This is a genomic window from Kitasatospora sp. LaBMicrA B282 (assembly GCF_050325825.1).
Lineage (GTDB): Bacteria > Actinomycetota > Actinomycetes > Streptomycetales > Streptomycetaceae > Kitasatospora.
Genome location: NZ_JBNQTI010000011.1, coordinates 64813 through 90946 on the forward strand (window position 1 = coordinate 64813; position 26134 = coordinate 90946).

The 26134-nt window shown below is 73.1% G+C and carries 27 protein-coding genes; 17 read left to right on the top strand and 10 right to left on the bottom strand.

The features are described 5' to 3' along the window. Positions 1-64 precede the first annotated feature (64 nt). The 3 genes from ACQRUO_RS05815 (at position 65) to era (ending at position 1651) form a co-directional block, all read left to right on the top strand. Positions 65-406: a cytidine deaminase gene (locus tag ACQRUO_RS05815; RefSeq protein WP_428314633.1), complete on the top strand. Its 342-nt coding sequence runs from the start codon at positions 65-67 to the stop codon at positions 404-406. 62 nt (positions 407-468) lie between these two features. Then, on the top strand, positions 469-621 hold the full coding sequence (locus ACQRUO_RS05820) for a hypothetical protein (RefSeq protein WP_428314634.1): 153 nt from the start codon (positions 469-471) through the stop codon (positions 619-621). A 79-nt stretch (positions 622-700) separates the two neighbouring features. Further along, the gene (era, locus tag ACQRUO_RS05825) at positions 701-1651 is read left to right on the top strand and encodes a GTPase Era (protein WP_428314635.1); all 951 of its coding nucleotides are present in this window, start codon (positions 701-703) and stop codon (positions 1649-1651) included. Positions 1652-1657: 6 nt separating this feature from the next. On the opposite strand, the gene ACQRUO_RS05830 is transcribed toward era, so the two are convergent. After that, positions 1658-1957 carry a protealysin inhibitor emfourin gene (locus ACQRUO_RS05830; protein ID WP_428314636.1) on the bottom strand — a complete coding sequence of 100 codons (300 nt, stop codon included), beginning with the start codon at positions 1955-1957 and terminating at the stop codon, positions 1658-1660. A 94-nt stretch (positions 1958-2051) separates the two neighbouring features. After that, positions 2052-3095, bottom strand: coding sequence for a M4 family metallopeptidase (locus ACQRUO_RS05835; protein WP_428314637.1), 1044 nt, complete (start codon positions 3093-3095; stop codon positions 2052-2054). Between the two features lie 307 nt (positions 3096-3402). Between ACQRUO_RS05835 and leuA the strand changes: the two genes are divergently transcribed. The 4 genes from leuA (at position 3403) to ACQRUO_RS05855 (ending at position 7915) form a co-directional block, all read left to right on the top strand. After that, positions 3403-5184: a 2-isopropylmalate synthase gene (gene leuA, locus ACQRUO_RS05840; protein WP_428314638.1), complete on the top strand. Its 1782-nt coding sequence runs from the start codon at positions 3403-3405 to the stop codon at positions 5182-5184. Between the two features lie 243 nt (positions 5185-5427). Continuing rightward, positions 5428-6093, top strand: a complete 666-nt coding sequence (locus ACQRUO_RS05845) for a TerB family tellurite resistance protein (RefSeq protein WP_428314639.1) — start codon at positions 5428-5430, stop codon at positions 6091-6093. 233 nt (positions 6094-6326) lie between these two features. Next, on the top strand, positions 6327-7073 hold the full coding sequence (recO, locus tag ACQRUO_RS05850) for a DNA repair protein RecO (RefSeq protein WP_428314640.1): 747 nt from the start codon (positions 6327-6329) through the stop codon (positions 7071-7073). A gap of 2 nt (positions 7074-7075) precedes the next feature. Beyond that, complete coding sequence (locus tag ACQRUO_RS05855; RefSeq protein ID WP_428314641.1) at positions 7076-7915, top strand: isoprenyl transferase; 840 nt, start codon at positions 7076-7078, stop codon at positions 7913-7915. An 89-nt stretch (positions 7916-8004) separates the two neighbouring features. Here ACQRUO_RS05855 and ACQRUO_RS05860 read toward each other — a convergent pair whose 3' ends face one another. From ACQRUO_RS05860 to ACQRUO_RS05875, 4 genes are read right to left on the bottom strand one after another with little or no spacing between them, the layout of a single operon-like run. Further along, positions 8005-8430 carry a Fur family transcriptional regulator gene (locus ACQRUO_RS05860; RefSeq protein WP_428314642.1) on the bottom strand — a complete coding sequence of 142 codons (426 nt, stop codon included), beginning with the start codon at positions 8428-8430 and terminating at the stop codon, positions 8005-8007. 28 nt (positions 8431-8458) lie between these two features. After that, entirely contained in the window at positions 8459-9394 is a 936-nt protein-coding gene (locus ACQRUO_RS05865; RefSeq protein WP_428314643.1) for a metal ABC transporter permease, read from the bottom strand. Continuing rightward, positions 9391-10263 carry a metal ABC transporter ATP-binding protein gene (locus ACQRUO_RS05870; RefSeq protein WP_428314644.1) on the bottom strand — a complete coding sequence of 291 codons (873 nt, stop codon included), beginning with the start codon at positions 10261-10263 and terminating at the stop codon, positions 9391-9393. Before ACQRUO_RS05870 ends, ACQRUO_RS05865 begins: the two co-directional genes overlap by 4 nt. Before the next feature lie 12 nt (positions 10264-10275). Next, a complete protein-coding gene (locus ACQRUO_RS05875) occupies positions 10276-11259 on the bottom strand; it encodes a metal ABC transporter substrate-binding protein (RefSeq protein WP_428314645.1) in 984 nt (327 codons plus the stop codon). 219 nt (positions 11260-11478) lie between these two features. Here ACQRUO_RS05875 and ACQRUO_RS05880 point away from each other — a divergent pair, with 219 nt between their 5' ends. Continuing rightward, the gene (locus ACQRUO_RS05880) at positions 11479-12861 is read left to right on the top strand and encodes a glycine--tRNA ligase (protein WP_428314646.1); all 1383 of its coding nucleotides are present in this window, start codon (positions 11479-11481) and stop codon (positions 12859-12861) included. A 118-nt stretch (positions 12862-12979) separates the two neighbouring features. On the opposite strand, the gene ACQRUO_RS05885 is transcribed toward ACQRUO_RS05880, so the two are convergent. Next, entirely contained in the window at positions 12980-13552 is a 573-nt protein-coding gene (locus ACQRUO_RS05885; RefSeq protein WP_428314647.1) for an NADAR family protein, read from the bottom strand. Between the two features lie 88 nt (positions 13553-13640). Next, positions 13641-15101 carry an MFS transporter gene (locus ACQRUO_RS05890; RefSeq protein WP_428314648.1) on the bottom strand — a complete coding sequence of 487 codons (1461 nt, stop codon included), beginning with the start codon at positions 15099-15101 and terminating at the stop codon, positions 13641-13643. A gap of 113 nt (positions 15102-15214) precedes the next feature. Between ACQRUO_RS05890 and ACQRUO_RS05895 the strand changes: the two genes are divergently transcribed. After that, entirely contained in the window at positions 15215-16123 is a 909-nt protein-coding gene (locus tag ACQRUO_RS05895; protein WP_428314649.1) for a helix-turn-helix transcriptional regulator, read from the top strand. A gap of 131 nt (positions 16124-16254) precedes the next feature. Here ACQRUO_RS05895 and ACQRUO_RS05900 read toward each other — a convergent pair whose 3' ends face one another. Beyond that, the gene (locus ACQRUO_RS05900; RefSeq protein ID WP_428314650.1) at positions 16255-16656 is read right to left on the bottom strand and encodes a hypothetical protein; all 402 of its coding nucleotides are present in this window, start codon (positions 16654-16656) and stop codon (positions 16255-16257) included. Positions 16657-16738: 82 nt separating this feature from the next. Continuing rightward, complete coding sequence (locus tag ACQRUO_RS05905; protein WP_428314651.1) at positions 16739-17170, bottom strand: hypothetical protein; 432 nt, start codon at positions 17168-17170, stop codon at positions 16739-16741. A gap of 164 nt (positions 17171-17334) precedes the next feature. Between ACQRUO_RS05905 and ACQRUO_RS05910 the strand changes: the two genes are divergently transcribed. From ACQRUO_RS05910 to ACQRUO_RS05945, 8 genes are all read left to right on the top strand, one after another. Beyond that, on the top strand, positions 17335-18711 hold the full coding sequence (locus ACQRUO_RS05910; RefSeq protein WP_428314652.1) for a sensor histidine kinase: 1377 nt from the start codon (positions 17335-17337) through the stop codon (positions 18709-18711). Then, positions 18699-19343, top strand: a complete 645-nt coding sequence (locus ACQRUO_RS05915) for a response regulator (RefSeq protein WP_428314653.1) — start codon at positions 18699-18701, stop codon at positions 19341-19343. Before ACQRUO_RS05910 ends, ACQRUO_RS05915 begins: the two co-directional genes overlap by 13 nt. A 2-nt stretch (positions 19344-19345) precedes the next feature. Continuing rightward, positions 19346-20149 carry a DUF4097 family beta strand repeat-containing protein gene (locus ACQRUO_RS05920; protein WP_428314654.1) on the top strand — a complete coding sequence of 268 codons (804 nt, stop codon included), beginning with the start codon at positions 19346-19348 and terminating at the stop codon, positions 20147-20149. A gap of 239 nt (positions 20150-20388) precedes the next feature. Next, positions 20389-21462, top strand: coding sequence for a tRNA dihydrouridine synthase DusB (gene dusB, locus ACQRUO_RS05925; protein ID WP_428314663.1), 1074 nt, complete (start codon positions 20389-20391; stop codon positions 21460-21462). Positions 21463-22026: 564 nt separating this feature from the next. Continuing rightward, the gene (gene ppdK / locus ACQRUO_RS05930) at positions 22027-24735 is read left to right on the top strand and encodes a pyruvate, phosphate dikinase (protein WP_428314655.1); all 2709 of its coding nucleotides are present in this window, start codon (positions 22027-22029) and stop codon (positions 24733-24735) included. 148 nt (positions 24736-24883) lie between these two features. After that, positions 24884-25282, top strand: a complete 399-nt coding sequence (locus ACQRUO_RS05935) for a ribonuclease domain-containing protein (RefSeq protein ID WP_428314656.1) — start codon at positions 24884-24886, stop codon at positions 25280-25282. An 80-nt stretch (positions 25283-25362) separates the two neighbouring features. After that, positions 25363-25830 (top strand): hypothetical protein, encoded by a 468-nt coding sequence (locus ACQRUO_RS05940; RefSeq protein WP_428314657.1) that lies wholly within the window; start codon positions 25363-25365, stop codon positions 25828-25830. After that, positions 25827-26134 (top strand): transcriptional regulator (locus ACQRUO_RS05945; protein ID WP_428314658.1); only part of this gene is annotated, 308 nt, incomplete at its 3' end. The genes ACQRUO_RS05940 and ACQRUO_RS05945, both read left to right, overlap by 4 nt.

The following is a 26134-nucleotide window of genomic DNA, read 5'->3' on the forward strand; positions in this document are numbered from 1 at the left end:
GGCCCGGGCCGCGGTCGCACGGCCGGCCGGGCCCGGCCCGCCGCCGCCTCGCTATGCTCGGCGCATGACTGACCTTGATCCCGAAGACCAGAAGATCCTCACCCTGGCCCGCTCCGCCCGGGCCCGCAACGGGGTCGCCGAGGGGGCGGCGGTGCGGGACGAGACCGGCCGGACCTACGTGGCCGGGACGGTCGAGCTGGCCTCGCTGAAGCTGTCCGCGGTGCAGACGGCGGTGGCGATGGCGGTGGCCAGCGGTGCCAGGGGCCTGGAGGCGGCCGCGGTGGTGACGGCGGGCGAGCAGCCGGCCGAGGCGGACCTGGCGGCGGTGCGCGACCTGGGCGGGGCCGGCACCCCGCTGCTGCTGGCCGGGCCGGACGGAGCGCTGCGGGTGCGGGCGGAGGCCTGACACCGCGACTCCCGCCCAGCTAAGTGCGATGAGCGGATAATCTCACCGCTAGGGGGTGGGAGATGCTCGGCACACTGGGGTTCTTCGCGGCACTGCTGGCCGTCGTCATGGGCTTCGGCCGCTGGCACGAGACCGGTTCGCCGTACTGGCTGGGCGGGTCGATCGCGCTGCTCGTGATCACCCTGCTCGGCGCGCTGACCTCGAAGCGCAAGTGACGCCCGGCCCGCCGCGGCGGGCCGGGCGCCGCGACCGGTCGGCGGGGGTTGTCCGGGCGCCCCGCAGGGATCAGGGAGAATGGTGCCCATGAGCGACACCTCCTCCTCCCCGGCGGCCCCCTACCGTTCGGGCTTCGCGTGCTTCGTCGGCCGACCCAACGCGGGCAAGTCGACCCTGACCAACGCCCTGGTGGGAACGAAGGTCGCGATCACCTCCGACCGTCCGCAGACCACCCGGCACACGGTGCGCGGCATCGTGCACCGCCCGGACGCGCAGCTGGTCCTGGTCGACACCCCCGGCCTGCACAAGCCCCGCACCCTGCTGGGCGAGCGGCTGAACGACCTGGTCCGCAGCACCTGGGCCGAGGTGGACGTGATCGGCTTCTGCCTGCCCGCCGACCAGAAGCTCGGCCCCGGCGACAAGTTCATCGCCAAGGAACTGGCCGAGATCAAGAAGACCCCCAAGGTGGCCATCGTCACCAAGACCGACCTGGTCGACTCCAAGCGGCTGGCCGAGCAGCTGCTCGCCATCGCCGCGCTCGGCGTCGAGCTCGGCATCGAGTGGGCCGAGATCATCCCGGTCTCCGCGGTCGGCGACAAGCAGGTCGACCTGGTGGCCGAGCTGCTCACCAAGCTGCTGCCGAAGGGCCAGCCGCTCTACCCGGACGGCGACCTGACCGACGAGCCGGAGCAGATCATGGTCGCCGAGCTGATCCGGGAGGCCGCCCTGGAGGGCGTGCGCGACGAACTCCCGCACTCGCTGGCCGTGGTGGTCGAGGAGATGATCCCGCGCGAGGACCGGCCCGCCGACCGCCCGCTGCTGGACATCCACGCCAACGTCTACATCGAGCGGCAGAGCCAGAAGGCAATCGTGATCGGCGCCAAGGGCGCCCGGCTGAAGCACGTCGGGACCACGGCCCGCAAGCACATCGAGGCGCTGCTCGGCACCCCGGTCTACCTCGACCTGCACGTCAAGGTGGCCAAGGACTGGCAGCGCGACCCCAAGCAGCTGCGCAAGCTCGGGTTCTGACGCGCCCTAGGGGGTCAGCCGGTGGTCCCCGAGCGGGACCACCGTGCCCTGCTGGAGCACCAGCGCGATCAACTCCCGCTGGGAGTCGGTCAGCCGGGGGTCGGCGCAGTGCACCGTGCGGCCGTCGACGGTGATCGCGTAGTGGTAGCCGTCCGGCACCCCGTAGGAGGGGGAGCGGGCGGCACCGGCCACCGCCTCGCGGGCCAGCGCGTGCACGTGCGGGGCGTCGATCCGGTTCGCGGTCTCCAACTCGGCGCGCACCAGCTGTCCGGTGAAGCCGCCGCTCCTGGTCACCTCTATACGCATGGTCGCCAGTCTGCTACGCAGAGGTGGCCGATGCTGGGATTTCCCTGAGAACGGGCCCGCCCGCGTGTCCGCCGATCGGGTGAGGGCCCGGGCCTCAGGCCACCGCCAGCCCGACCTGCTTCCAGGCGCCGGTCACCGCCTCGGGCACCGGGCCCTCGCCGAACCGGGCGCGGGCGGCCGCCACGGTGGCCCGGGCGAAGCCGGCGAAGTCGGTGTCCGGGCGCACTCCCGGCCCGGTCAGCGCGTCGTACCAGATCCGGCCGGCCCGCTCCCAGGCCGCGCCGCCCAGCTCGACCGCGAGCAGCTGGAAGGCCCGGTTCGGGATGCCGGAGTTGATGTGCACCCCGCCCTCGTCCGCCTCGGTCACCACGTAGGCGTCCATCGAGGCGGGTTGCGGGTCGCGGCCCAGCCGCGGGTCGTCGTAGGCGGTGCCCGGGGCCTTCATCGAGCGCAGCGCCACCCCGCGCACCCCGGGGCCGAGCAGCCCGGCGCCGATCAGCCAGTCGGCGTCGGTGGCCTGCTGGCCGAGCGCGTACTGCTTCACCAGGGCGCCGAAGACGTCCGCCACCGACTCGTTGAGCGCCCCGGACTGGCCGCGGTAGGCCAGCGCGGCGCTGTACTGCACCAGCCCGTGGGCCAGTTCGTGGCCGATCACCTCGGGGCAGGCGGTGAAGTCGCCGAACAGGACGCCGTCGCCGTCGCCGAAGACCATCCGGCGCCCGTCCCAGAACGCGTTGTCGTAGTCGTGGCCGTAGTGCACGGTGGCGTGCAGCGGCAGGCCCGCGCCGTCCACCGAGCGCCGGCCGTAGACCTCCAGCAGCAGGGCCAGGGTGGCGCCGAGGCCGTCGTAGGCGTGGTTGACGGACGGGTCGGCGGTGGGCGGGCCGCCCTCGGTGCGGACGGTGCGCCCGGGCAGCCGTTCGGTGTGTCCGGCATCGGCGACGGTGCGTCCCGGGCGGGCCGCCGCGGCGGCCTCGGCCGCCTCCTCGGCGGTGAGCGGCGCCCGGGCGGCGCGCAGCGAGCGCAGGGCGGCGTCGGCCCGCCGGGTGCGCAGGGCGCCTTCGTCGCCGAGGTCGGCCAGCCGGTCCAGCAGGTAGGGCGGCACGATCGTGCAGAGGGGTGCGGTGAGCTGGCTCATGACACCCAGCGTGGTCACTCGAATGCCCGCTGTCACGCAGGCGCCGTCTCAAGGAGTGGAAATGTCGCGCTGATCGCTTCGGCATCGCCGCCCGCTCGGTTACGCTGGCTCACATCATGCGTTACGGGCTGCTTCTTCTTAGCTGCCGCGGCGAGGGCCTGTAAGACCGTTCGGAGGCCGGCTCCCTCGCCGCGGAGTCTGTGCTGCGTGCAGTGAAACGCCGTAGTGCGCCGCACGAGTCGGCCCGTCGGGTGACCATCCACCCCGACCAGCCCGCATCCGATAGAGAAGCCGAGAGTCTCATCACATGACTGAGCAGTCTTCCGTCGCCCGCGCGTTCATCGACCGCCCGACGCCGATCACCGCAGCCACCGTCCGCCAGCAGCCCTCCGGGATGCCCTTCCAGCGCTACCTGCCCTTCGGCACGGTGGACCTGGCCGACCGCACCTGGCCGAACCAGGTCATCACCAAGGCGCCGCGCTGGCTCTCCACGGACCTGCGGGACGGCAACCAGGCGCTGATCGACCCGATGTCGCCGGCCCGCAAGCGCAAGATGTTCGACCTGCTGGTGAAGCTGGGCTACAAGGAGATCGAGGTCGGCTTCCCGGCCTCCGGGGCCACCGACTTCGACTTCGTCCGCTCGCTGGTCACCGAGGGGGCGATCCCCGAGGACGTCACCATCTCGGTGCTGACCCAGGCCCGCGAGGACCTGATCGAGCGCACCGTGGAGTCGCTGGTCGGCGCCCCGCGCGCCACCGTGCACCTGTACAACGCCACCTCGCCGCTGTTCCGCCGGGTGGTCTTCAAGGGCAGCAAGGCCGACATCAAGCAGATCGCGGTGGACGGCACCCGGCTGGTGATGGAGTACGCGGAGAAGCTGCTGGGGGAGGAGACCGTCTTCGGCTACCAGTACTCGCCGGAGATCTTCATCGACACCGAGCTGGACTTCGCGCTGGAGGTCTGCGAGGGCGTGATGGACGTCTGGCAGCCCGGCGGGGGCCGCGAGATCATCCTGAACCTGCCCACCACGGTGGAGCGTTCCACGCCCAACGTGTACGCGGACAAGATCGAGTGGATGTCCCGCAACCTGTCCCGCCGCGAGTTCGTCGCGCTCTCCACCCACCCGCACAACGACCGCGGCACCGGGGTCGCCTCGGCCGAGCTGGCCGTGATGGCCGGCGCCGACCGGGTCGAGGGCTGCCTGTTCGGGCAGGGCGAGCGGACCGGCAACCTGGACCTGGTGAACGTCGGGCTGAACCTGTTCTCGCAGGGCGTCGACCCGATGATCGACTTCTCGAACATCGACGAGATCCGCCGCACCTACGAGTACTGCAACCAGATGAGCGTCCCCGAGCGGCACCCCTACGCCGGCGACCTGGTGTACACCTCGTTCTCCGGCTCGCACCAGGACGCGATCAAGAAGGGCTTCGACGCCCTGGAGGCGGACGCCGCGGCCGCCGGCGTGCCGGTCGGCGAGTACCCCTGGGGCGTGCCGTACCTGCCGATCGACCCCAAGGACGTGGGCCGCAGCTACGAGGCCGTGATCCGGGTCAACAGCCAGTCCGGCAAGGGCGGCATCGCCTACGTGCTGAAGAACGACCACAAGCTGGACCTGCCGCGCCGGATGCAGATCGAGTTCTCGAAGATCATCCAGGCCAAGACCGACGCCGAGGGCGGCGAGGTCACCCCGGCCGACATCTGGGCGGTCTTCCAGGACGAGTACCTGCCCACCCCGGCCAACCCGTGGGGCCGGATCGCGCTGCGCGACCAGCAGAAGCTGACCACCGAGGACGGCCGCGACGCGCTGGCCGTGCAGGTCGAGCTGGACGGCGCCGAGGTCGAGCTGACCGGTTCCGGCAACGGCCCGGTCTCCGCCTTCACCGACGCGCTGGCCGGCATCGGCATCGACGTGCGAGTACTGGACTACGCCGAGCACGCGCAGAGCGAGGGCGGCGACGCGCTGGCCGCCGCCTACGTCGAGTGCGCGGTGGACGGCCGGGTGCTGTGGGGCGTGGGCATCGACGGCAACACGGTGCGCGCCTCGCTGAAGGCGATCATCAGTGCCGTCAACCGGACGGGCCGCCGCTGACCCCTGCGGGAGGCTGATCGGTTACCGACCGGTTCCGCCCGACTCCTGAGTGTGGCCTGGGAACAGATGTGTCCTGGGCCACACTTTTTCGCTTCGGCACCCGTTCGGGGTGCTGACACCGTCCGGCAACCGTGGCACCATCGACGGACCGGAGACGAGAGGCCGTGCGGCCGCCGTCGTGCCGGTCGCGTGACCTGCCGCGTCGTCGAGCAGGCCGCCTGCCGAGTCTGGGGAGTTGGCACCGTGACACGGTTGTGGGGTGTCCGCCCGCGGTGGCGGACTGAGGTGCTCGGTGACTTCTTCTGCCCGGGGTGCGGTGGTGACCGCAACTACCGCCGGCAGCGCGGCCGCCGCTGGCTGCGGCTGTTCGGCACTCCGCTGCTGCCGCTGGGCCCGGAGCTGGGCAGCGTGCAGTGCACCAACTGCCATGGCCGGTACGGCGTGGAGAGCCTGGAGCAGCTCACCAGCGGCCGGCTGACCGCGCTGCTGCGGGACGCCCAGTACACCATCGCGCTGGCCATGCTGGCGGCCGGCGGCACCGGCACGGCCGCCGCCCGGGCCGAGGCCTGCGAGCTGATCCGCAGCGCCGGCTTCGAGGAGTACGGCGAGGCCCAGGTGCTCGCGGCGCTGGCCGCGCTGATCGGCCTGGACCCGGTCGAGCCGCTGGCACTCGGCGGCCCGGGCGACGGGCTGCTCGGCGAACTGCGGGCCACCCTGAAGCCGTTGGCCCCGCACCTGGCCCAGCAGGGCCGGGAGCGGCTGGTGCTGAGCGGCGCCCGGGTGGCGCTCGCCGACGGCCGCTACGTGCCGCAGGAGCGGGCCGCGCTGGCCACCGTGGGCGGCTGCCTGAACCTGTCCCCCGAGGCGGTGGAGCGGCTGCTGGCGGCGGCCGCCCGCACCACGCGCTGAGCCGCCGCACCGCGCTGAGCCGCCCGCACCACGCGCTGAGCCCCGCACCGACGCCGGCGGCGCGCCGGGTCGCGCCGGCCCCCGAGCCGGGCCCGTCTCCCCCCTCCGGGCCCGTCGTCCCCGCACCGGCTCCACCCCCGTGCCGGTGCGGGGATCCGGCTGCCCGGGCGGCGGGACCACAGCGGGCCCGGGCGGCGGGCGGGCCGCCGCCGGGCGTGCGGGAGAATGGGGGAATGAGTCTGATCCGCGATGACGGCGTCGTGCTGCGCGCCCAGAAGCTCGGTGAGGCCGATCGGATCATCACCCTGCTCACCCGTCAGCACGGCAAGGTCAGGGCGGTCGCCCGCGGGGTCCGCAAGACCAAGTCCAAGTTCGGCGCCCGGCTGGAGCCCTTCTCCCACGTCGACGTCCAGTTCTTCAGCCGGGGGAGCGAACTGGTCGGCCGTTCGTTGCCGCTCTGCACCCAGGTGGAGACCATCGCCCCCTACGGCGGTTCGATCGTCACCGACTACGGCCGCTACACCGCCGGCACCGCCATGCTGGAGACGGCGGAACGATTCGCCGAGAACGAGGGCGAGCCCGCGGTCCAGCAGTACCTGCTGCTGATCGGCGCGCTGCGCACGCTGGCCGCCGGCACCCACGAGTCGCACCTGGTGATGGACGCCTTCCTGCTCCGCTCGCTGGCCGTCAACGGCTACGGCGCCAGCTTCACCGACTGCGCCAAGTGCGGCCTGGAGGGCCCCAACCGGTTCTTCTCGCTGCAGGCCGGCGGCGTGCTGTGCGCGGACTGCCGCGTGCCCGGATGTGCCGTACCCTCCCCTGAGACACTGGTACTGCTCGGCGCCCTGCTGTCCGGAGACTGGCGGACGGCGGACGCCTGCGAACCCAGGTACTGGCGGGAGGGCAGCGGACTGGTCGCGGCCTACCTGCAGTGGCACCTTGAGCGGGGCATCCGCTCGATGAGATACGTGGAGAAGTGAGCATGGCAGCGCGACGGCTCTTCGGCGGCAGCAAGCAGCGGACCTACCGCGCCCCCGACCCGCACCCGAGCGGCGCCAAGCCGCCGAAGATCCCCGGCGAGCTGGTGCCGCAGCACGTCGCCATCGTCATGGACGGCAACGGCCGCTGGGCCAAGGAGCGCGGCCTGCCCCGCACCGAGGGCCACAAGGTCGGCGAGAGCGTGGTGCTCGACGTCATGCAGGGCGCGATCGAGATGGGCGTCAAGAACGTCTCGCTGTACGCCTTCTCCACCGAGAACTGGAAGCGCTCCCCGGACGAGGTGAAGTTCCTGATGAACTTCAACCGGGACGTGATCGCCCGCCGCCGCGAGGAACTGGGCGCGCTGGGCGTGCGGATCCGCTGGGCCGGCCGGATGCCGAAGCTGTGGAAGAGCGTGGTCCAGGAGCTCCAGGTGGCCGAGGAGATGACCAAGGACAACGACGCGGTCACCATGTACATGTGCGTCAACTACGGCGGCCGGGCCGAGGTCGCCGACGCCGCCGCGGCGATGGCCGCCGACGTCGCGGCCGGCCGGCTGGACCCGCGCAAGGTCAACGAGAAGACCCTCTCCAAGTACATGTACCACCCGGACATGCCGGACGTGGACCTCTTCCTGCGCCCCAGCGGCGAGATGCGCACGTCCAACTTCTGGCTCTGGCAGTCGGCCTACGCCGAGTTCGTGTTCCAGGACGTGCTCTGGCCCGACTTCGACCGCCGCGACCTGTGGCGCGCCTGCGAGCAGTACGCGATGCGCGACCGCCGCTTCGGCGGCGCGCTGCCCAACGAGCCCGGCGACGGCGCGGAGCTGCCGGCCCAGCGCTGACCGCGAACGGAACGGCCCCCGGCGGCGCTGGCGCGCTGCCGGGGGCCGTCGTCCGTCCGGCCGGCCCCGCAGGGCCGGCCGGGGCGTGCTCAGCGCAGGCCGGCCTGCTGCTTGGCGGTGCACTCGGCGCAGGTGCCGAAGATCTCCAGGGTGTGCGCGATGTCGGTGAAGCCGTGCTCGGCGGCCACCGTGTTCGCCCAGCGCTCGACGGCCGGCCCCTCGACCTCGACGGTGCTGCCGCAGAGCCGGCAGACCAGGTGGTGGTGGTGCCCGCTGCTGCACCGGCGGTAGACGGCCTCGCCGTCCGCGGTGCGCAGCACGTCCACCTCGCCCGCGTCGGCCAGCGACTGGAGCGTGCGGTACACGGTGGTCAGGCCGACCGAGTCACCCCGGTGCTTGAGCATGTCGTGCAGTTCCTGCGCGCTGCGGAAGTCCTCGATCTCGTCCAGCACCGCGGAGACGGCGGCGCGCTGCCTGGTCGAGCGGGCGCGTGGCGACGGGCCTGCGGTGGTCACCGGGTCTCCTCCTGATGATCGGGGCGGGTCACACCTCATTGTGCCAGCCTCCTCCACCGGCCGGGCCCCGCGCGCCCGGGGCCGGGCCGAGTTCGGGCCGGACCGGTCCCGGACCGGGAGTCCGCCGGTGCCGGCGCCGGGCCAGCGGCGCGGCCAGCGCACCGAGGAGGGCGAACACCGCGATCGCGAGCAGCACGATGGCCGAACCTGGCGGCACGTCAGCCTGGTAGGAGGTGACCACCCCGCCGAGCGACACCGCGACGCCCAGCCCGATCGCCAGCACCTGGGTGGCGCGGAACGAGCGGGTCAGCAGCTGCGCCGCGGCCACCGGCACCACCATCAGCGCGCTCACCAGCAGCAGCCCGACCACCCGCATCGCCACCGTGACGGTGACCGCCGCCAGCACCGCGAGCAGCAGGTTGAGCAGGCGCACCGGCACGCCGGTCACCCGGGCGAACTCCTCGTCCTGGCAGACCGCGAAGAGCTGGCGGCGCAGCCCCAGGGTGACCGCGAGCACCAGGGCGCCGAGGACCGCGATGGTGACCAGGTCGCCGGTGTCCACCGCGAGGATCGAGCCCCAGAGGTAGCCGTCCAGGCTGCCGGCGCTCCCGCCGGCCGCGGGCGCCTTGCTGATCAGCAGCCGCCCGCAGGCCATCCCGCCGTAGAAGAGCATCGCCAGCGCCAGGTCGCCGCGCTGGTGGCCGCGGGCCCGGACCAGTTCCATCACCACGGCGGCCAGCACGCAGACCAGCACGGCCATCCAGACCGGGCTGGTCCGGAAGACCAGGCCCAGGCCCACGCCGGTGAGCGCCACGTGCCCGATGCCGTCGCCGATCAGGGCCTGCCGCCGCTGCACCAGGTAGCTGCCGACCGCGGGGGCCAGCGCGCCGACCAGCAGGGCGGCGAGCAGGGCGCGGCGCATGAAGTCGTAGGAGAGCAGGTCGAGGGGGAGCAGCCCGGTCATGCCGACCACCCCGCCCGCTGCGGCTCGCCGACCGACGGGTCGCCCGGTGACCGGTCGACCGGCGGCTGGTCGGCCGGTGGCCGGCCGGTGGTGGCGGCCCGTCCCTCGTGGAGCAGCACCGTGCGGTCGATCAGCGGTGCCAGCGGCCCGAGTTCGTGCAGCACCACCAGGACCGCCGCGCCCCTGGCCACCTCCCGGCGCAGCGTGTCGGCCAGCACCTGCTGACTGGCCAGGTCCACCCCGGCCAGCGGCTCGTCCAGTACCAGCAGGTCGGGCGCGCCGACCAGCGCCCGGGCGATCAGCACCCGTTGCTGCTGCCCGCCGGAGAGGTCGGCCAGCGGGTCGCCGGCCCGGTCGGCCAGCCCGACCGCGTCCAGCGCCGCCGCCACCGCGGCCCGGTCCCGGCGGCGGAACGGCCCGAGCCGGTGCCGGGAGAGCCGCCCGGCGGCGACCACCTCACGGGCGGAGACCGGGGTGCCGCCGGCGGCGGTACTGCGCTGGGGCAGGTAACCGATCCGGTGCCAGGCGCGGAACCGCGGCCCCGGCACTCCGAACAGCTCGCGCTCGCCGTGCTGCAACGGCACCGCGCCCACCACGGCCCGGACCGCGGTCGACTTGCCGCAGCCGTTCGCGCCGAGCAGGGCCACCACCTCGCCGGGCGCGACGGTGAGGTCCAGCCCGCGCAGCACCGGGCGGCCGCCGACGGCGGCGTGCGCGCCGCGCAGCCGCACGACGGGCGTCGGGGCGGGGCGGTTCGTGGCGGGGCTGTCGGCGCTCCGATGGTCGGGCTGCTGGTGCTCGGTGCGCCGGCGGTCGGTGCCGGGCTGCGCCGGCACGGTGCCCGCGGTGGGGTCGGTCCGGTCCGTCATCGTCGTTCTCCGTCAGCCCGCGCAGCCGAGGGCCGCGCGCAGGTTGGTCAGGTTCTGCCGCATCACCGAGAAGTAGTCGTCCCGGCCGGGGTTCGGGACGCCCTCCAGCGGGTCGAGCACCGAGGTCCGCAGGCCCAGGTCCTTGGCCACGCCGTCGGCCAGCCGCGGTCCGGCCAGCGGCTCGAAGAAGACGGTGGTGGCGCCCTCCGCCTCGGCGCTGCGGTGGATCCGGGCCAGCTGGGCGGGGGTGGGCTCGGCGGCCGGGTCGATCCCGCTGACCGGGATCTGGCGCAGCGCGTAGCGGTCGGCGAGGTAGCCGAAGGCGGCGTGGCTGGTCACGAAGGACTGCTTCGGGCAGCTGCCCAGTCCGTCCCGGTACTCCTGGTCGAGGGAGGTGAGGCGGGCCACCAGGGCGTCGGCGTTCTGCCGGTAGGTCGCGGCGTGGGCCGGGTCGGCCTCGGCGAGCCCGGCGCCGACGCCCCGGGCCACGGCGGCGTAGCGGGTCGGGTCGAGCCAGAGGTGGGGGTCGCCGCCGGTGTGCCGGTGCCCGTCGTGGGCCGCGTCGTCCTCGTGGTCGTGGTCGTGGTGCGCCTCGTCGTGCCCCTGGTCGGGCCCGTCCTGCGGGTGGTCGACCAGCGGGGAGAGTGCGGTCGCGTCCACCACGTGCCGGCTGTGCGTCCGGTCGACGGCCCGGTCGACGGTGGGCTGCAGGCCCCTGAGGTAGACCACGGCGTCGGCCCGCTGCACGGTGCCGACCTGCTTGGCGGTGAGCTCCAGGTCGTGCGGCTCGGTGCCGGGGGCGGTCAGGTCGGTGACCTTCACGTGGTCGCCGCCGACCTGCTCGGCCAGGTACCGCATCGGGTAGAAGGACGCGACCACGTCCAGCCGGCCGTCGGCCGCCTTGCCACCGCTGCCGCTCGCACCGCCGCAGGCGGTGAGCAGCACGGATCCGGCGGCGGCCAGGGTCAGGGGGAGGAGGGCGCGTCGGAGCTTCATGAAAACCATTGTCGGTTGATCTGAAAATGATTGTCAAACTCTGCCGGTCGGCCCCGGTCCGCCGGCCCGCTGCTGTTCGCCTGCACGAACGGTCACGGCCGTTATCGATTTGAACCCCCTCCCCGCCCGCCCGGTAACCTGAGGTATTCGGGTGCGCGCAACCAGCCGCGCCTTGACCGTGCCGTCGCACTCCGTGTGGCGTCGTCTGAAGAGAGCACTGTGGCCGCCGACAAGATCGACACCATCGTCAGCCTGAGCAAGCGCCGAGGCTTCGTCTACCCGTGCAGTGAGATCTACGGCGGCACCCGCGCCGCCTGGGACTACGGACCGCTGGGCGTCGAGCTCAAGGAGAACATCAAGCGCCAGTGGTGGCGCACGATGGTGCACGCCCGCGAGGACGTGGTCGGTCTGGACTCCTCGGTGATCCTGGCCCGCGAGGTCTGGGAGGCCTCCGGCCACGTCGCCACCTTCAACGACCCGCTGACCGAGTGCACCTCCTGCCACAAGCGGTTCCGCGCCGACCACCTGGAGGAGGCCTACGAGGCCAAGCACGGCAAGCTGCCCGTGAACGGCCTGGCCGACCTCAACTGCCCGCACTGCGGCACCAAGGGCGCCTTCACGGAGCCCAAGGAGTTCTCGGGCATGCTGAAGACCCACCTCGGCCCGGTCGAGGACGGTTCCGGCCTGGCCTACCTGCGTCCGGAGACCGCGCAGGGCATCTTCACCAACTTCCGGTCGGTGCAGACCACCTCGCGCCGCAAGCCGCCGTTCGGCATCGCCCAGGTCGGCAAGAGCTTCCGCAACGAGATCACCCCGGGCAACTTCATCTTCCGGACCCGCGAGTTCGAGCAGATGGAGATGGAGTTCTTCGTCAAGCCGGGCGATGACGAGAAGTGGCACGAGTACTGGCTCGAGCAGCGCTGGAACTGGTACACCGACCTCGGCCTGCGCACCGAGAACATGCGCTTCTTCGAGCACCCGAAGGAGAAGCTCTCGCACTACGCCAAGCGCACGGTGGACATCGAGTACCGCTTCAACTTCGGCGGCAGCGAGTTCTCCGAGCTGGAGGGCATCGCCAACCGCACCGACTACGACCTGTCGGTGCACAGCGAGCACTCCGGCCAGGACCTCAAGTACTTCGACCAGGAGTCCGGCGAGCGGTACTTCCCGTACGTCATCGAGCCGGCAGCGGGTCTGAACCGCGCCCTGCTGGCCTTCCTGCTCGACGCCTACTTCGAGGACGAGGCGCCCAACGCCAAGGGCGTGATGGAGAAGCGCGTCGGCATGCGGCTCGACCCGCGGCTGGCGCCGGTCAAGGTCGCGGTGCTGCCGCTGTCGCGCAACGCCGACCTCTCGCCGAAGGCCCGCGGCCTGGCCGCCGACCTGCGCACCGCGTGGAACGTCGAGTTCGACGACGCCGGCGCGATCGGCAAGCGCTACCGCCGCCAGGACGAGATCGGCACCCCGTTCTGCGTCACGGTCGACTTCGACACCCTCGAGGACAATGCGGTGACCATCCGCGAGCGCGACACCATGGCGCAGGAGCGGGTCTCGCTGGACCAGGTCAAGTCCTACCTGGGCGCCCGTCTGATCGGCTGCTGACGCTCGGCCGCCGCACAGCCCGCAGGGCCCGTACCGCAGCGGCGGTACGGGCCCTGCGGCGTGTCCGGCCGGTGCACCCGGCCGGACTGCTCGGCCCGGCTCAGCCGACTCGGCGGACTCAGTCGGCTCGGCCGGCGAGTTCGGCGCGCGCCGCCATCAGGGCGAAGCCGAGCAGGTTGAGCCCGCGCCAGCGGTCCGGGTCGTCCGCGCCCGGGTCGTGGGCGGCCAGCCCGATGCCCCAGACCCGGTCCACCGGGCTCGCCTCGACCAGCACCCGGGTGCCGGTGCCGAGCAGGTAGTCGCGCAGCGCCTCGTCCTGCCCGAACTTGGCCACGTTCCCGGCCACCACCAGGTCGAACCGCGCGGCGGCCCAGCGCTCCTCGTCGAAGCCGCGGACCAGCCGCCCCAGCTTCTTCGCCTCGGCCGGGGTGCGGGCGAGCAGGATCCTGGCCTCGGTCTCCGCGTCCCCGAAGAGCCGGGCCTTGTGCGCCATCATCCAGTGCTCGGCCGAGCCGTAGTCGACGCCGTCGACGGTGAACCGGCTCGGCCACCACTGGCTGAGCGAGCCGGTGCCGATGCTGCCGTCGCGCTGCGGGCGGTGGCCCCAGAAGAACAGGTACTTCGGTCGGGTCCCGGACGCGACCAGGGCGGCGAGGTCGTGGCGGGTGCGGGTGTCGGCAGCGTGGATCATCGTGCCATCGTGCCAGTCGCGGGACCGCCGCGGCGAACGGGTTCGCGGCCCGGGAGAAGGCCCGGGAGTGCGAGGACCTGCCGGTCCGTCAGCCCATGCTGCGCGGCAGCCGGGTGCTGAGGAAGCTGATCAGCGCCGCGCCGACCAACTCGATGCCGAGCACCAGGGCGAGCCCGTGCGCGGTGCCGAGCGAGGGCTCCAGCGAGAGGAAGAGGGTGCCCAGCGTCGCCACGCCCAGCGCCAGGCTCGACTGCTGCGTGGTGGCCAGCAACCCGCTGCCCACCCCGGCCCGGTCGTGCGGCACCTTGGCGAGCACCACCCGGAACAGCGGGGTCCCGATCAGGCCGTTGCCGAGTCCGGTCAGCGCCATGCCGGGCAGCAGCGTCAGCACGCCCAGCCCGCGGTAGTCGGTCAGCACGGTCACCAGCAGGACCACGGTGCCCAGCGGGTTGATCAGCGAACCGGCCGTGATCACCCGGCTGCCGAAGCGGCCGATCAGCCGCGGGCCGGCCAGCGAGGAGGTGAAGTACCCGACCGCCAGCGGGACCAGCGCCCACCCGGCGTCCACCGGGCTGAGCTTCAGGCCCTGCTGCAGGGTGATCGCGATGATGAACATGAAGGCGCCGAAGTTGCCGAAGTACGGGACGGCGATGCCCAGTCCACGGCGCATCTCGGGGATCCGCAGCAGCGACAGCGGCACCAGCGGGCTGCCGCCGGCCCGCTCGGTGCGGCGCTCCACCACGACGAACGCCCAGGCGGCGAACGGGAAGAGGGCGAGCAGCAGCCAGGTCCAGAGCGGCCAGCCGACCGCTCGGCCCTCCATCAGCGGGACGAAGAGGCTGAGCAGGGCGACGCTGAGCAGCACCGTGCCGGGCACGTCGACCCGGTTCGGGGTGTCCGAGCGGTTCTCCGGCACCGAACGCACCGCCAGCACCATGGTGAGCAGCGCGAACGGGACGTTGAGCAGGAAGATCGAGCGCCAGCTGGTGCCGAACAGGTCGGCCTGCACCAGCATGCCGCCCAGCACCTGGCCGATCACCACGCTGATGCCGCCCACCGCGCCGTAGATGCTCAGCGCGCGGGCCCGCTGGTTGCCCGCGGTGGTGGCGGTGATGATCGCCAGCACCTGCGGGGTCAGCAGCGCGGCCGAGGCGCCCTGGGCGACCCGGGCGGCGACCAGGGTCCAGGCGGTGGGGGCCAGCCCGCAGGCCAGCGAGGTGACGGCGAACGCGGCGACGCCGATCAGGAACAGCCGGCGGCGCCCCAGGCTGTCGCCGAGCCGACCGCCGAGCACCAGCAGCACGGCGAAGGCGATGCCGTACCCGGCGGCGATCAGCTCCAGGACCGCGGGCCCGGCCTTGAGCTGCGCATCGATGGTCGGCAGGGCGACATTGACGACGAAGAAGTCCAGCATCGGCAGGAAGGCGCCGAGCAGGACGGTCACCAGGCCCGCGGTGGTCAGGGTGGCCCGGGCGGAGGCGGGGGTACGGTCGGAGCGGAGGGGGGAGTGGACGGGGCCGGCCGGTGGACGTTCCAGTTGCTGAGTCACCTGTCATACGATCCGCCCGCCCGCACCCTGGTACCAGAGTCTCGTTATCCTGGTACCAGAAGTACCCGGCACCAGGGTCGCTCGGTGGGGTCACCGGGGCGCATGCTGGAGCCATGCGCACCGTGAACCCGCCGGCCGCCGAGCCCGCCAGTCAACTCGCCACGCTCGCACCTCCCGTGAGCCGGGCGGCCGCCACCGCGCCCGACGTGCGCCGGCAGGAGCTGGCCGCCTTCCTGCGCAGCCGGCGGGAGCGGATCACCCCCGAGCAGGTCGGTCTGCCCAGCACCGGGCGCCGCCGCACCCCCGGGCTGCGGCGCGAGGAGGTGGCGCAGCTCGCCGCGGTCGGGGTCACCTGGTACACCTGGCTGGAGCAGGGGCGGGACATCCAGGTCTCCGGGCAGGTGCTGGACTCGGTCTCCCGGGCGCTGCTGCTCGACCCGATCGAGCGCTCCCACCTGTACATCCTGGCCGGGGCGGGCGACCCGTCGCCGAGCACCGACTGCGCGCTGATCACGCCGGCGGTGCGGGAGATCCTCACCGGCCTGGCGAAGTTTCCCGCCTGGGTGCTGAACAACCGCTACGACATCCTGGCCCACAACCGGATCTGCGGGCGGCTGCTCGGCGAGTTCGACGAACTCCCGCCGGAGCAGCGCAACCTGGTCTGGCTGCTCTTCACCGAGCCGTCGTTCCAGGAGCGTTGGGCCGACCTGGAGGCGGCGCGGGCCCAGGCCACCGCCCGGCTGCGGGCGGCGATGGCCGACCACGTCGCCGACCCCGCCTGGAAGGCCCTGGTGGCCCGACTGCGCCAGGCCTCGGCGGACTTCGACGAGCGCTGGCAGCGGCACGAGGTGATGGCCCGGGACCACGGCAGCAAGGGCTTCATCCACCCGGAGGTCGGCCGGCTGCGGCTGGACTTCACCAACATGTGGCTGGGGCCGCGGCGCGGTGGCGCGCGGCTGGTCACCTACACCCCGTCCGACGAGGAGAGCCGGGCCAAGCTGGCGCTGCTGGCCGCGGGTTAGCCCGGCTCCGCAGGGGCTCAGCCGCCCGACGGCCGACAGAGCAGCGCGTCCGGCACGCCCTGCTGCACCCACCTCCAGGTGTACGCCACCCCCGCCAGGTACTCGCCGTCGCCGACGTATCGCGGACCGGCTCAGGCGGCCAGCGCCAGGCGCGGCCGGGCGGTCACCGCCCGGGAGGCCCGGCCCGTGGCGCGCAGCACCAGGTGGCCGCAGAGCAGCGCCAGCGGCAGCTCCGCCAGCAGCGCCATGGCGAGCGCGCTGAGGGTGTCGGCGCCGACGGTGGCGGTGCCGAGGTCGCAGCCGGCGTCGGCGACCAGCAGCAGCGCGGCCAGCGCCGCGACCGGCCGGTGCAGCCGGTGGCCGGTCCGCAGCAGCCGGGCGGTGCCGAGCAGGGCGAGCGCCTCGGCGACGTCGAGCGCCACCCAGCCGGCCGGGTCGCGCAGGGTCAGCGCCAGCACGGCGATCCACGGCAGCAGGGCCAGCCCGGCCGTGCGCAGTACGGCGACGTAGCGCCGGTCCTTCGTGGTGCTCATGGTGATCCCCCTCCGCGCAGTCCCGATCCGTGCCGGTGTGCCACCCGCTGTCCCCGCCGTTCCTGCTGGCCGTTCCTGCCGGCTAGCGGGCCGGCCGCAGCCGCTCGGCCCGTCCGTCGGCGTCCCGGACCAGCACGCCGGCCAGCGGCCCCGGTGCCCAGGCCAGCCAGAAGCCGCCGTCCAGCTCCATCACCCGGGCCGGCCGCCACTCCGGCCGCAGCCGGCCGCCGGCGAAGAGCACCGCGGGCGCCGCGCCGTCGGCGGCGAGCCGCCCCCAGGCGAAGCCCGCCGGCTGGTCCGCGACGGTGCCGCGCCGGGCCCCGCGCAGCAGCGCGCCCCCGAGACTGCTGGCGACCAGCACGTCGATCAGCTCGCCGTGCTCGTAGACCTCCAGCGCCGGGCGCCCACTGCCGGTGGCCAACCTGATCGACCAGGGACCCGCGGTCGGCCACTCGGCCGCCCCCGCCACCTCGCAGCTCGCGTCCGTCCGCGCCGCACCGTTCACCAAGCTCATCACCGGCTCCTGACCCCCGACTTCTCCGACAGCCTCCAGCCTTCCGGAACCGGGGCGCCGAGTCGCTGGCGCGGGGTCCCGTCTTGGGGGTGTACCTAGCTACACCCCTCCTCGGCAGCAGGCTGCACTGCCGACCGGGGGCACCCGCCCCCTAAGCTGTCCGGGTGATCAGCACCGACGGGTTGCGCCGACTGCGCGAGGGGATCCGCCGGGGCGCGGCGCATCCCAGCGTGTCCTGGCTGGCCGATCACGACGACGGGACCGCTGGGTCGGTCCCGGGCCGTGCCACCGGCCCCGGTGCACCCGCGGAGGGTGACCCGGACGGCTCCGGCCGGGCCCGCCGCCCGCACGCCGCGCCCTGGTCGGCGACGGCCGCCCGGGAGCTGCGGCTGGTCGCGGCCGGCCAGCCGTTCCTGTTCCCCTTCCTGCTGCTGGTCACCACTCCCAAGCTGTGGGTGGCGATCAGCTGTGCGCTGCCGCTGCTGCTGCCGCCGCTGACCCGGGCGCAGCGCAGCCGGTTCCGCGCGCTGGGCCGGTTGGCGATCCCCGCGCACCCGCCGGCCGCGCAGGGCACCCCGCTGGTGTTCCGCCTGCTGGCCTGGGTGGGCTCGGAGGCGACCTGGCGCCAGCTCGGCTACCACCTGCTGATCGGCCCGCTGCTGGCGCTGACCGGCCTGCTCTCGCTGCTCGCCCTCGGGGCCGGCGGCGCGCTCGCCACCACCTTCCTGTGGCGGGTGCTGATCCCGCGCGGCACCCTGCTGCGGGTCGACTTCCCGATCGACCTGCTGCTCACCGCGCTCGGCGCGGCCCTGCTGCTGGCCGGGCCCTGGCTGGCGGTGCGGGTGGCCCGGGTGGACCGCCGGGCGGCCCGCGGACTGCTCGGCCCGAGCCGGGCGCGCGAGCTGGAGCGCCGGGTCGAGGACCTGACGGAGAGCCGGGCCGGGGTGCTGGACGCCGCCGACGCCGAACGCCGCCGGATCGAGCGCGACCTGCACGACGGCGCCCAGCAGCGGCTGGTCTCGCTGGCGATGAACCTGGGGCTGGCCCGCAAGACGCTCAAGGACGTCTCCCCGGAGGCGATGCGGGTGATCGTCGAGGCGCACGAGGAGGCCCAGGCGGCCATCGCCGAGCTGCGCAACCTGGTCCGCGGCCTGCACCCGGTGGTGCTGGAGGACCGCGGGCTGGACGCGGCGCTCTCCGGGGTGGCGGCGCGTGCCCCGCTGCCGGTGCGGCTGGAGGTGGACCTGCCGCGGCGGGTGGCGCCCACCGTGGAGGCGGTCGCCTACTTCGTGGTCTCCGAGGCGCTGGCCAACGTGGCCAAGCACGCCCGCGCCTCCCGGGTCGACCTCTCGGTGCGCCAGCTGGGGCCGCAGCTGCGGATCGTGATCCGGGACGACGGGATCGGCGGCGCCGACCCGTCCCGTGGGACCGGCCTGATCGGGCTGCGCAAACGCGCCGCCTCGGTGGACGGCACCCTGTCCATCAGCAGCCCCGTGGGGGGACCGACCGTCATCGTTGTGGAGTTGCCGTGCGAGCTGTGATCGCCGAGGACTCGGTGCTGCTCCGAGTGGGCCTGGTCAAGGTGCTGGAGGCGGTCGGCTACGAGGTGGCCGCCGCGGTCGGCGACGCCGAGGCGCTGCTGGCCGCGGTCGAGGAGCACCGGCCGCAGGTCGTGGTGACGGACGTCCGGATGCCGCCGGGCTTCACCGACGAGGGGGTCCGGGCCGCGCTGCTGATCCGCCGCCAGTGGCCGACCATCGCGGTGCTGCTGCTCTCCCAGTACGTGGAGGAGCGGTACGCCGCCGACCTGCTCGCCTCCAACACCAGCGGGGTGGGCTACCTGCTCAAGGAGCGGGTGGCCAACGTGGACGACTTCGTCGACGCGCTGCAGCGGGTGGCGGCCGGCGGCACCGCGCTGGACCCGGAGGTGGTGGCCCAGCTGCTGGTGCGCCGCCACCGCGACCCGCTGGAGCGACTGACCCCGCGCGAGCGCGACGTGCTGGGGCTGATGGCGGAGGGCCGCTCCAACACCGCGATCGCCGAGTCGCTGGTGGTCAGCGACAGCGCGGTGGCCAAGCACATCAACAGCATCTTCACCAAGCTCGACCTGCCGACCGCGGACGACACCCACCGGCGGGTGCTCGCGGTGCTGCGCTACCTCGGGGAGGGCTAGCGGTGCCGGAGCGGGAGCGGAGCGGACCGCGGGAGCGGCGGATCTGGCGCAGCGTGGGGACGCTGGCCGGGGCGGCGGTGGTGCTGTTCGGCGCGGCCCAGACCTGGACCAGCCTGGTGCGGCAGGGCGCGGTGCACCCGCAGACCTTCCCCAACGTCACCGCGCTGGAGCTGGACCTGCAGGACGCCAGCACCACGATCCGGGCCACCCCGGGCGGCCCGGAGCGAGGCGGCGCGGTCTCGCTGCGCCAGTCCGAGCACTGGACGGTCAGCCGGCCGCAGATCACCGTCATGACCATCAACCACACGCTGCGGATCTCGGCCCGCTGCCCGCAGGTGCTGGGCATCACCGAGCCCTCCTGCTCGGTGGGCCTGGACATCGACGCGCCGCCGAGCACCGCCGTGACGGTCAAGAGCACCTCGGGCGACACCACCATCCACGACCTGAGCGGGTCGTTGAACCTGCACACCAACTCCGGCTCGATCGAGCTGGACGGAGTCTCGGGGCGGGTGAACGCTCAGCTGTCCAGCGGCTCGCTCACCGGCCAGCGGCTGGCCTCCTCGGCCGTGCAGGCGGTGACCACCTCGGGCTCGGTCGACCTGCAGTTCGCCGCCGCGCCCCGCACCCTGGCGCTCACCTGCACCTCGGGCTCGCTCAACGCCGGCCTGCCGCCGGGCAGCCAGTACCGGGTCAACGTCTTCGGCCCGGCGGACGTCGACCCGCAGCTGAACGACCCCGGCGCGGCCAACTCGATCACCGCCTCCTGCGGCTCGGGCTACACCAACCTGGGCTTCGCGGCGGGCTGAGCGGGCCGGGCAGGCCTCCCTCGGGCTCCCTCTCGAGGGCCGAAGGGGCCCGGGCGGCGGTGGGGGACAATGGAGAGTCCCGTCCGTCCGCTCACGCCGAGGTCCCGCCGCGCATGACCGTCACGCCCGAAGCACCCACCGACGCCTCCGTCGCGCCCGCCCCCGGGGCCACGACCGGCGAGTTCGCGCCGCTCGCGATCGGCCCGCTGCCGGTCTGGCCGCCGGTGGTGCTGGCGCCGATGGCGGGCATCACCAACGCCCCGTTCCGCACCCTGTGCCGGGAGCAGTCCGGCGGCCGCGGCCTCTTCGTCAGCGAGATGATCACCACCCGGGCGCTGGTCGAGCGGAACGCCAAGACCATGCAGCTGATCCACTTCGACCCGACCGAGCAGCCGCGCTCGATCCAGCTCTACGGGGTGGACCCGGCCACCGTCGGCAAGGCCGCCCGGATGATCGCCGAGGAGGACCTGGCCGACCACATCGACCTCAACTTCGGCTGCCCGGTCCCCAAGGTGACCCGCAAGGGCGGCGGCTCGGCGCTGCCCTACAAGCGCAACCTGCTGCGCGAGCTGCTGCGCGAGGCGGTGGCCGGCGCCGGCGGGCTGCCGGTGACCATGAAGATGCGCAAGGGCATCGACGACGACCACCTCACCTACCTGGACGCCGGCCGGATCGGCGCCGAGGAGGGGGTCTCGGCGATCGCGCTGCACGGACGCACCGCCCACCAGCACTACGGCGGCACCGCCGACTGGTCGGCCATCGCCCGGCTGCGCGAGGCGGTCCCGGCCGGGATCCCGGTGCTGGGCAACGGGGACATCTGGTCGGCGCCGGACGCGGTGCGGATGATGCGCGAGACCGGCTGCGACGGCGTGGTGGTGGGGCGCGGCTGCCTGGGGCGGCCGTGGCTCTTCAAGGACCTGGTCTCGGTCTTCGAGGGGGTCACCGAACCGGTCCGCCCGCGGTTCGCCGAGGTGGCGGCGACCATGCTGCGGCACGCCGAGCTGCTCGGGCAGTGGATGCAGGACGAGCACCGCGGCGTGGTGGACTTCCGCAAGCACGTCGCCTGGTACACCAAGGGCTTCTCGGTCGGCTCCCAGCTGCGGGTGAAGCTGGCGATGGCGAGCTCGCTGGGCGAGCTGGGCGAGCTGCTCGCCGAGGTGGAGCAGGAGCAGCGGTGGCCGGCCTCCGCGGACGGGCCGCGCGGGCGCACCAGCGGCAACGGCCGGGTGGTCCTCCCGGATGGTTGGTTGGACGATCCGTACGACTGCGCGGTGCCGAGCGTTGAGGCCGAATCGGACAGCTCCGGCGGATGAGTTGTCCGGAGCGGCAAAGATGCCGCTCCGGCACCTCGGGACGGGGTGTCCGAGCCCTCTTGGCCAATCTGGCCAGGAGGGCTCCTTTTTGGCAGATTCCTCTCACGGTGCGTAGCGCCGTCGGCGCGTTGGGCGACGGATGGACGAGTTCCGATACGTACGATGAGCGAGTCGCGTCCGTGACTCTTGCCACACGAAGGCGTGGCTGACGGCGCTTCAGGGGGCCGGAAGGCGCCACGATGTCCAAATCGCTTCCCGAACGGGCATCCGAGTCGATCCGCCCCCTTGGCTGCAGGAAATCAAGCCGGGGCAACCAGGCGGGTCGTCCACCACTACCCTCCGTCCGGACTACGTGATCTTCACGAGACGTTGGCTTCAAGACTTGAACGATAGCTAGCGTCAGCCGGACGATTTCACCACCAAAGGTGAACGCCTTCACAAGCATTTGATCTCGAGGGTCGGTGCTGCCTCTCGGGAACGGACGGCCTGTCGACGGCGCGATACCGCCTTCGAAATGGGTATGTTCTCCGGCGTCAGGGCAACCCCGTTCGAGGAGACCGACCCGTGGCGGCGACGCAGAAGTTTGTTTACTCCTTCACCGAAGGAAACAAGGACCTCAAGGACCTGCTGGGCGGCAAGGGCGCGAACCTGGCCGAGATGACCAACCTCGGGCTCCCGGTTCCCCCCGGGTTCACCCTCACCACCGAGGCGTGCAAGGTCTTCCTGGAGACCGGCGCCGAGCCCGAGTCCCTGCACCAGGAGGTCGGCGAGCACCTGGCCGCGCTGGAGCAGCAGATGGGCCGCAAGCTCGGCCAGGCGGACGACCCGCTGCTCATCTCGGTGCGCTCCGGGGCCAAGTTCTCCATGCCGGGCATGATGGACACCGTCCTGAACATCGGCCTGTCCGACGTTTCGGTGCAGGGCCTCGCCACCCAGTCCGGCAACGAGCGGTTCGCCTGGGACTCCTACCGCCGCCTGGTCCAGATGTTCGGCAAGACCGTGCTGGGCGTCGACGGCGAGCTCTTCGAGGAAGCGCTCGACGAGGCCAAGCACGCCAAGGGCACCGTCAACGACCTGGACCTGGACGCTTCCGACCTCCGGGAACTGGTCGAGACCTTCAAGGGCATCGTCGAGCGCGAGACCGGGCGGGCCTTCCCGCAGGACCCGCGCGAGCAGATGGACCTCGCCATCCACGCCGTCTTCCACTCCTGGAACGGCGACCGGGCCCGGCTCTACCGGCGCCAGGAGCGGATCCCGAACGACCTGGGCACCGCGGTCAACATCTGCACCATGGTCTTCGGCAACCTCGGCGAGGACTCCGGCACCGGTGTCGCCTTCACCCGCGACCCCTCCACCGGCGCCCCCGGCGTGTACGGCGACTACCTCTCCAACGCCCAGGGCGAGGACGTGGTCGCGGGCATCCGCAACACCCTCCAGCTCGCGGACCTGGAGCAGTTGGACAAGAAGTCGTACGACGAGCTGATGGCGATCATGCAGAAGCTCGAGCTGCACTACCGCGACCTGTGCGACATCGAGTTCACCATCGAGCGCGGCAAGCTCTGGATGCTGCAGACCCGGATCGGCAAGCGCACCGCCGCGGCCGCCTTCCGGATCGCCGTCCAGCTGGTCGACCAGGGCCTGATCGACCTGGACGAGGCGCTGCACCGGGTCACCGGCGGCCAGCTGGCCCAGCTGATGTTCCCGCGCTTCGCCCCGGAGTCCACCTCCAAGCAGATCGCCCGGGGCCTGGCCGCCTCGCCCGGTGCCGCGATCGGCAAGGTGGTCTTCGACTCCTACACCGCGGTCAAGTGGTCGCGCTCCGGCGAGAAGGTCATCCTGGTCCGCCGCGAGACCAACCCGGACGACCTGGACGGCATGATCGCCGCCGAGGGCATCCTCACCTCCCGCGGCGGCAAGACCTCGCACGCCGCCGTGGTGGCCCGCGGCATGGGCAAGACCTGTGTCTGCGGCGCCGAGGAGCTCGAGGTCGACACCAAGCGCCGCAAGATGACCACCGCCGACGGCCTGGTCATCGAGGAGGGCGACGTCGTCTCGATCGACGGCGGCACCGGCAAGGTCTACCTCGGCGAGGTGCCCGTGCTGCCCTCCCCGGTGGTGGAGTACTTCGAGGGCACCCTGCACGCCGGCGCCGACGTCCAGGGCGGCCTGGTCCAGGCCGTGCACCGGATCATGTCGCACGCCGACGTCCGCCGCCGGCTGGCGGTGCGGGCCAACGCCGACAACGCCGAGGACGCGAACCGCGCCCGCCGCTACGGCGCCCAGGGCATCGGCCTGTGCCGCACCGAGCACATGTTCCTCGGTGAGGAGCGCCGCAAGGAGGTCGAGCACCTGATCCTCGCGGACAACGACAAGGACCGCGAGCAGGCGCTCTCCACCCTGCTGCCGCTGCAGAAGAGCGACTTCGTCGAGCTCTTCCAGTCGATGGACGGGCTGCCGGTGACGGTGCGCCTGCTCGACCCGCCGCTGCACGAGTTCCTGCCCGACATCACCGAGCTCTCGGTGCGCGTCGCGCTCGCCGAGGCCCGCAAGGACCCGAACGAGAACGACCTGCGGCTGCTCCAGGCGGTGCACAAGCTGCACGAGCAGAACCCGATGCTCGGCCTGCGCGGGGTCCGCCTGGGCCTGGTCATCCCCGGCCTGTTCGGCATGCAGGTGCGCGCCATCGCCGAGGCGGCCGCCGAGCGCAAGCTGGCCGGCGGCGACCCGCGCCCCGAGGTGATGATCCCGCTGGTCGGCACGGTGCAGGAGCTGGAGCTGGTCCGGGACGAGTGCGAGCGGGTGCTGGCCGAGGTGGCGGTTTCCACCGGGGTCAAGCTGGAGATCAAGCTCGGTACGATGATCGAACTTCCGCGCGCCGCCGTGACGGCCGGTCAGATCGCCGAGGCCGCCGAGTTCTTCTCCTTCGGCACCAACGACCTCACCCAGACGGTGTGGGGCTTCTCCCGGGACGACGTGGAGGCGAGCTTCTTCACCGCCTACCTGGAGAAGGGCATCTTCGGGGTGTCCCCGTTCGAGACCATCGACCGGGACGGCGTCGGCTCGCTGGTCAAGCAGGCGGTCGAGGCCGGCCGGGCGACCCGCCCCGACCTGAAGCTCGGCGTCTGCGGCGAGCACGGCGGTGACCCGGACTCGGTGCACTTCTTCCACGAGGTGGGCCTGGACTACGTCTCCTGCTCCCCGTTCCGGATCCCGGTGGCGCGCCTGGAAGCGGGCCGCGCCGCCATCGAGACCGCGGGCAGCGACTCCCGCTGACCCGCTCCCCTCCGACGGGAGGGGCCCGGCGGTGCTCGGCGCAGGAGAACCGCCGGACGTGAAGACGGCCGGGGTGGCCATGGACAACGGCGTCCGTGGCCACCCCGGCCGCACGCGTTTTTCGGGGCGGACCCGGCAAGCTGGGCGCATGACCGCCCGCCGCCCGCGCGCCCTCGCCGCCACCCTGCTGCTCTGCGTCACGGCCGCCCTCGCGGGGTGCGGCTCCAGCGCCCGCGCGCCCGTCGCGGCCTCCGCCACCGGCTCGGCCGGGGCCCTCTGCCGGACCGGCCTGCCCGGCCAGGCCCAGGACACCCTGGCCCTGATCGGCCGCGGCGGCCCCTTCCCCTACCGCAGCGACGGGGTGGTCTTCGACAACCGCGAGCGGCGGCTGCCGGCCGAGCCGCGCGGCTACTACCACGAGTACACCGTGACCACCCCGGGCGCGGCGGACCGCGGCGCCCGGCGGATCGTCACCGGCCAGGGCGGCGAGCGCTACTGGACGGCCGACCACTACGCCAGCTTCCGGCGGATCGACCCTGCCTGCTGAAAGTACTTTCCGCTATGGAAAGTATGTGCCATGCTGGAACCAGCTTTCCAGGCAGCATGCTCTTCTCTCGGGGGTACTCCATGTCCGGCGAATCCGTCCTCGATCCCGTCCAGGCCCTCGCGCTCGCCGAGCGCGCCCAGCAGGCCGGCCGGCGCCCGCGCGTGGTGCCCGGCTGGTACGGGCCGGTCTTCGGGTCGGTCCTGGTGCTCTACGGCACGGTGGTCGGGGCGGCCCGCGCCTACCGGATGAACTGGCTGATGCTGGTCGGCGTGGTGGTGCTGGCCGCCGTCATGGGCCTGGTGGCCCGGCTCGGCGCCCGCAGCTCCGGGGTGGTCCTCAAGCCCACCGCCGGCGCCGGGTGGCGCGGCTTCGTCTTCGGCGGCACTGCCGGAGTGCTCGCGGTGGCCGCGGCGGCGGGGCTGGCCTGCTGGCCGCTCGGCGGGGAGCTCGCGGCCGGCGCCGGTGCCGGCACCGGCGCCGGGGTCGGCTTCTGGGTGCTGATGCTGCTGGCCAACCGCAAGGTCCGGCGCGAGCAGGTGGCCGGATGAGCGGCGTCGACCCGCTGCTCCAGCACCCCACCCGGCTGACCCTGTTGGCCTTCCTGTGCGGCTGCGTCGAGGCCGAGTTCGGGGTGGTGCGGGACTACTGCGAGGTCTCCGACTCGGTGCTGAGCAAGGCGGCGAGCGCGCTCGAGGCGGCGGAGTACCTGACCGTCAAGAAGGGCTACGTCGGCAAGCGCCCGCGCACCTGGCTCGCCGCCACCCGCACCGGCCGGGCCGCGCTGGCCGCCCACCTGGCCGCGCTGCAGGCGCTGGCCGCTTCGGCGACCGCCGCCGGCGCCGCCGTCGGCCC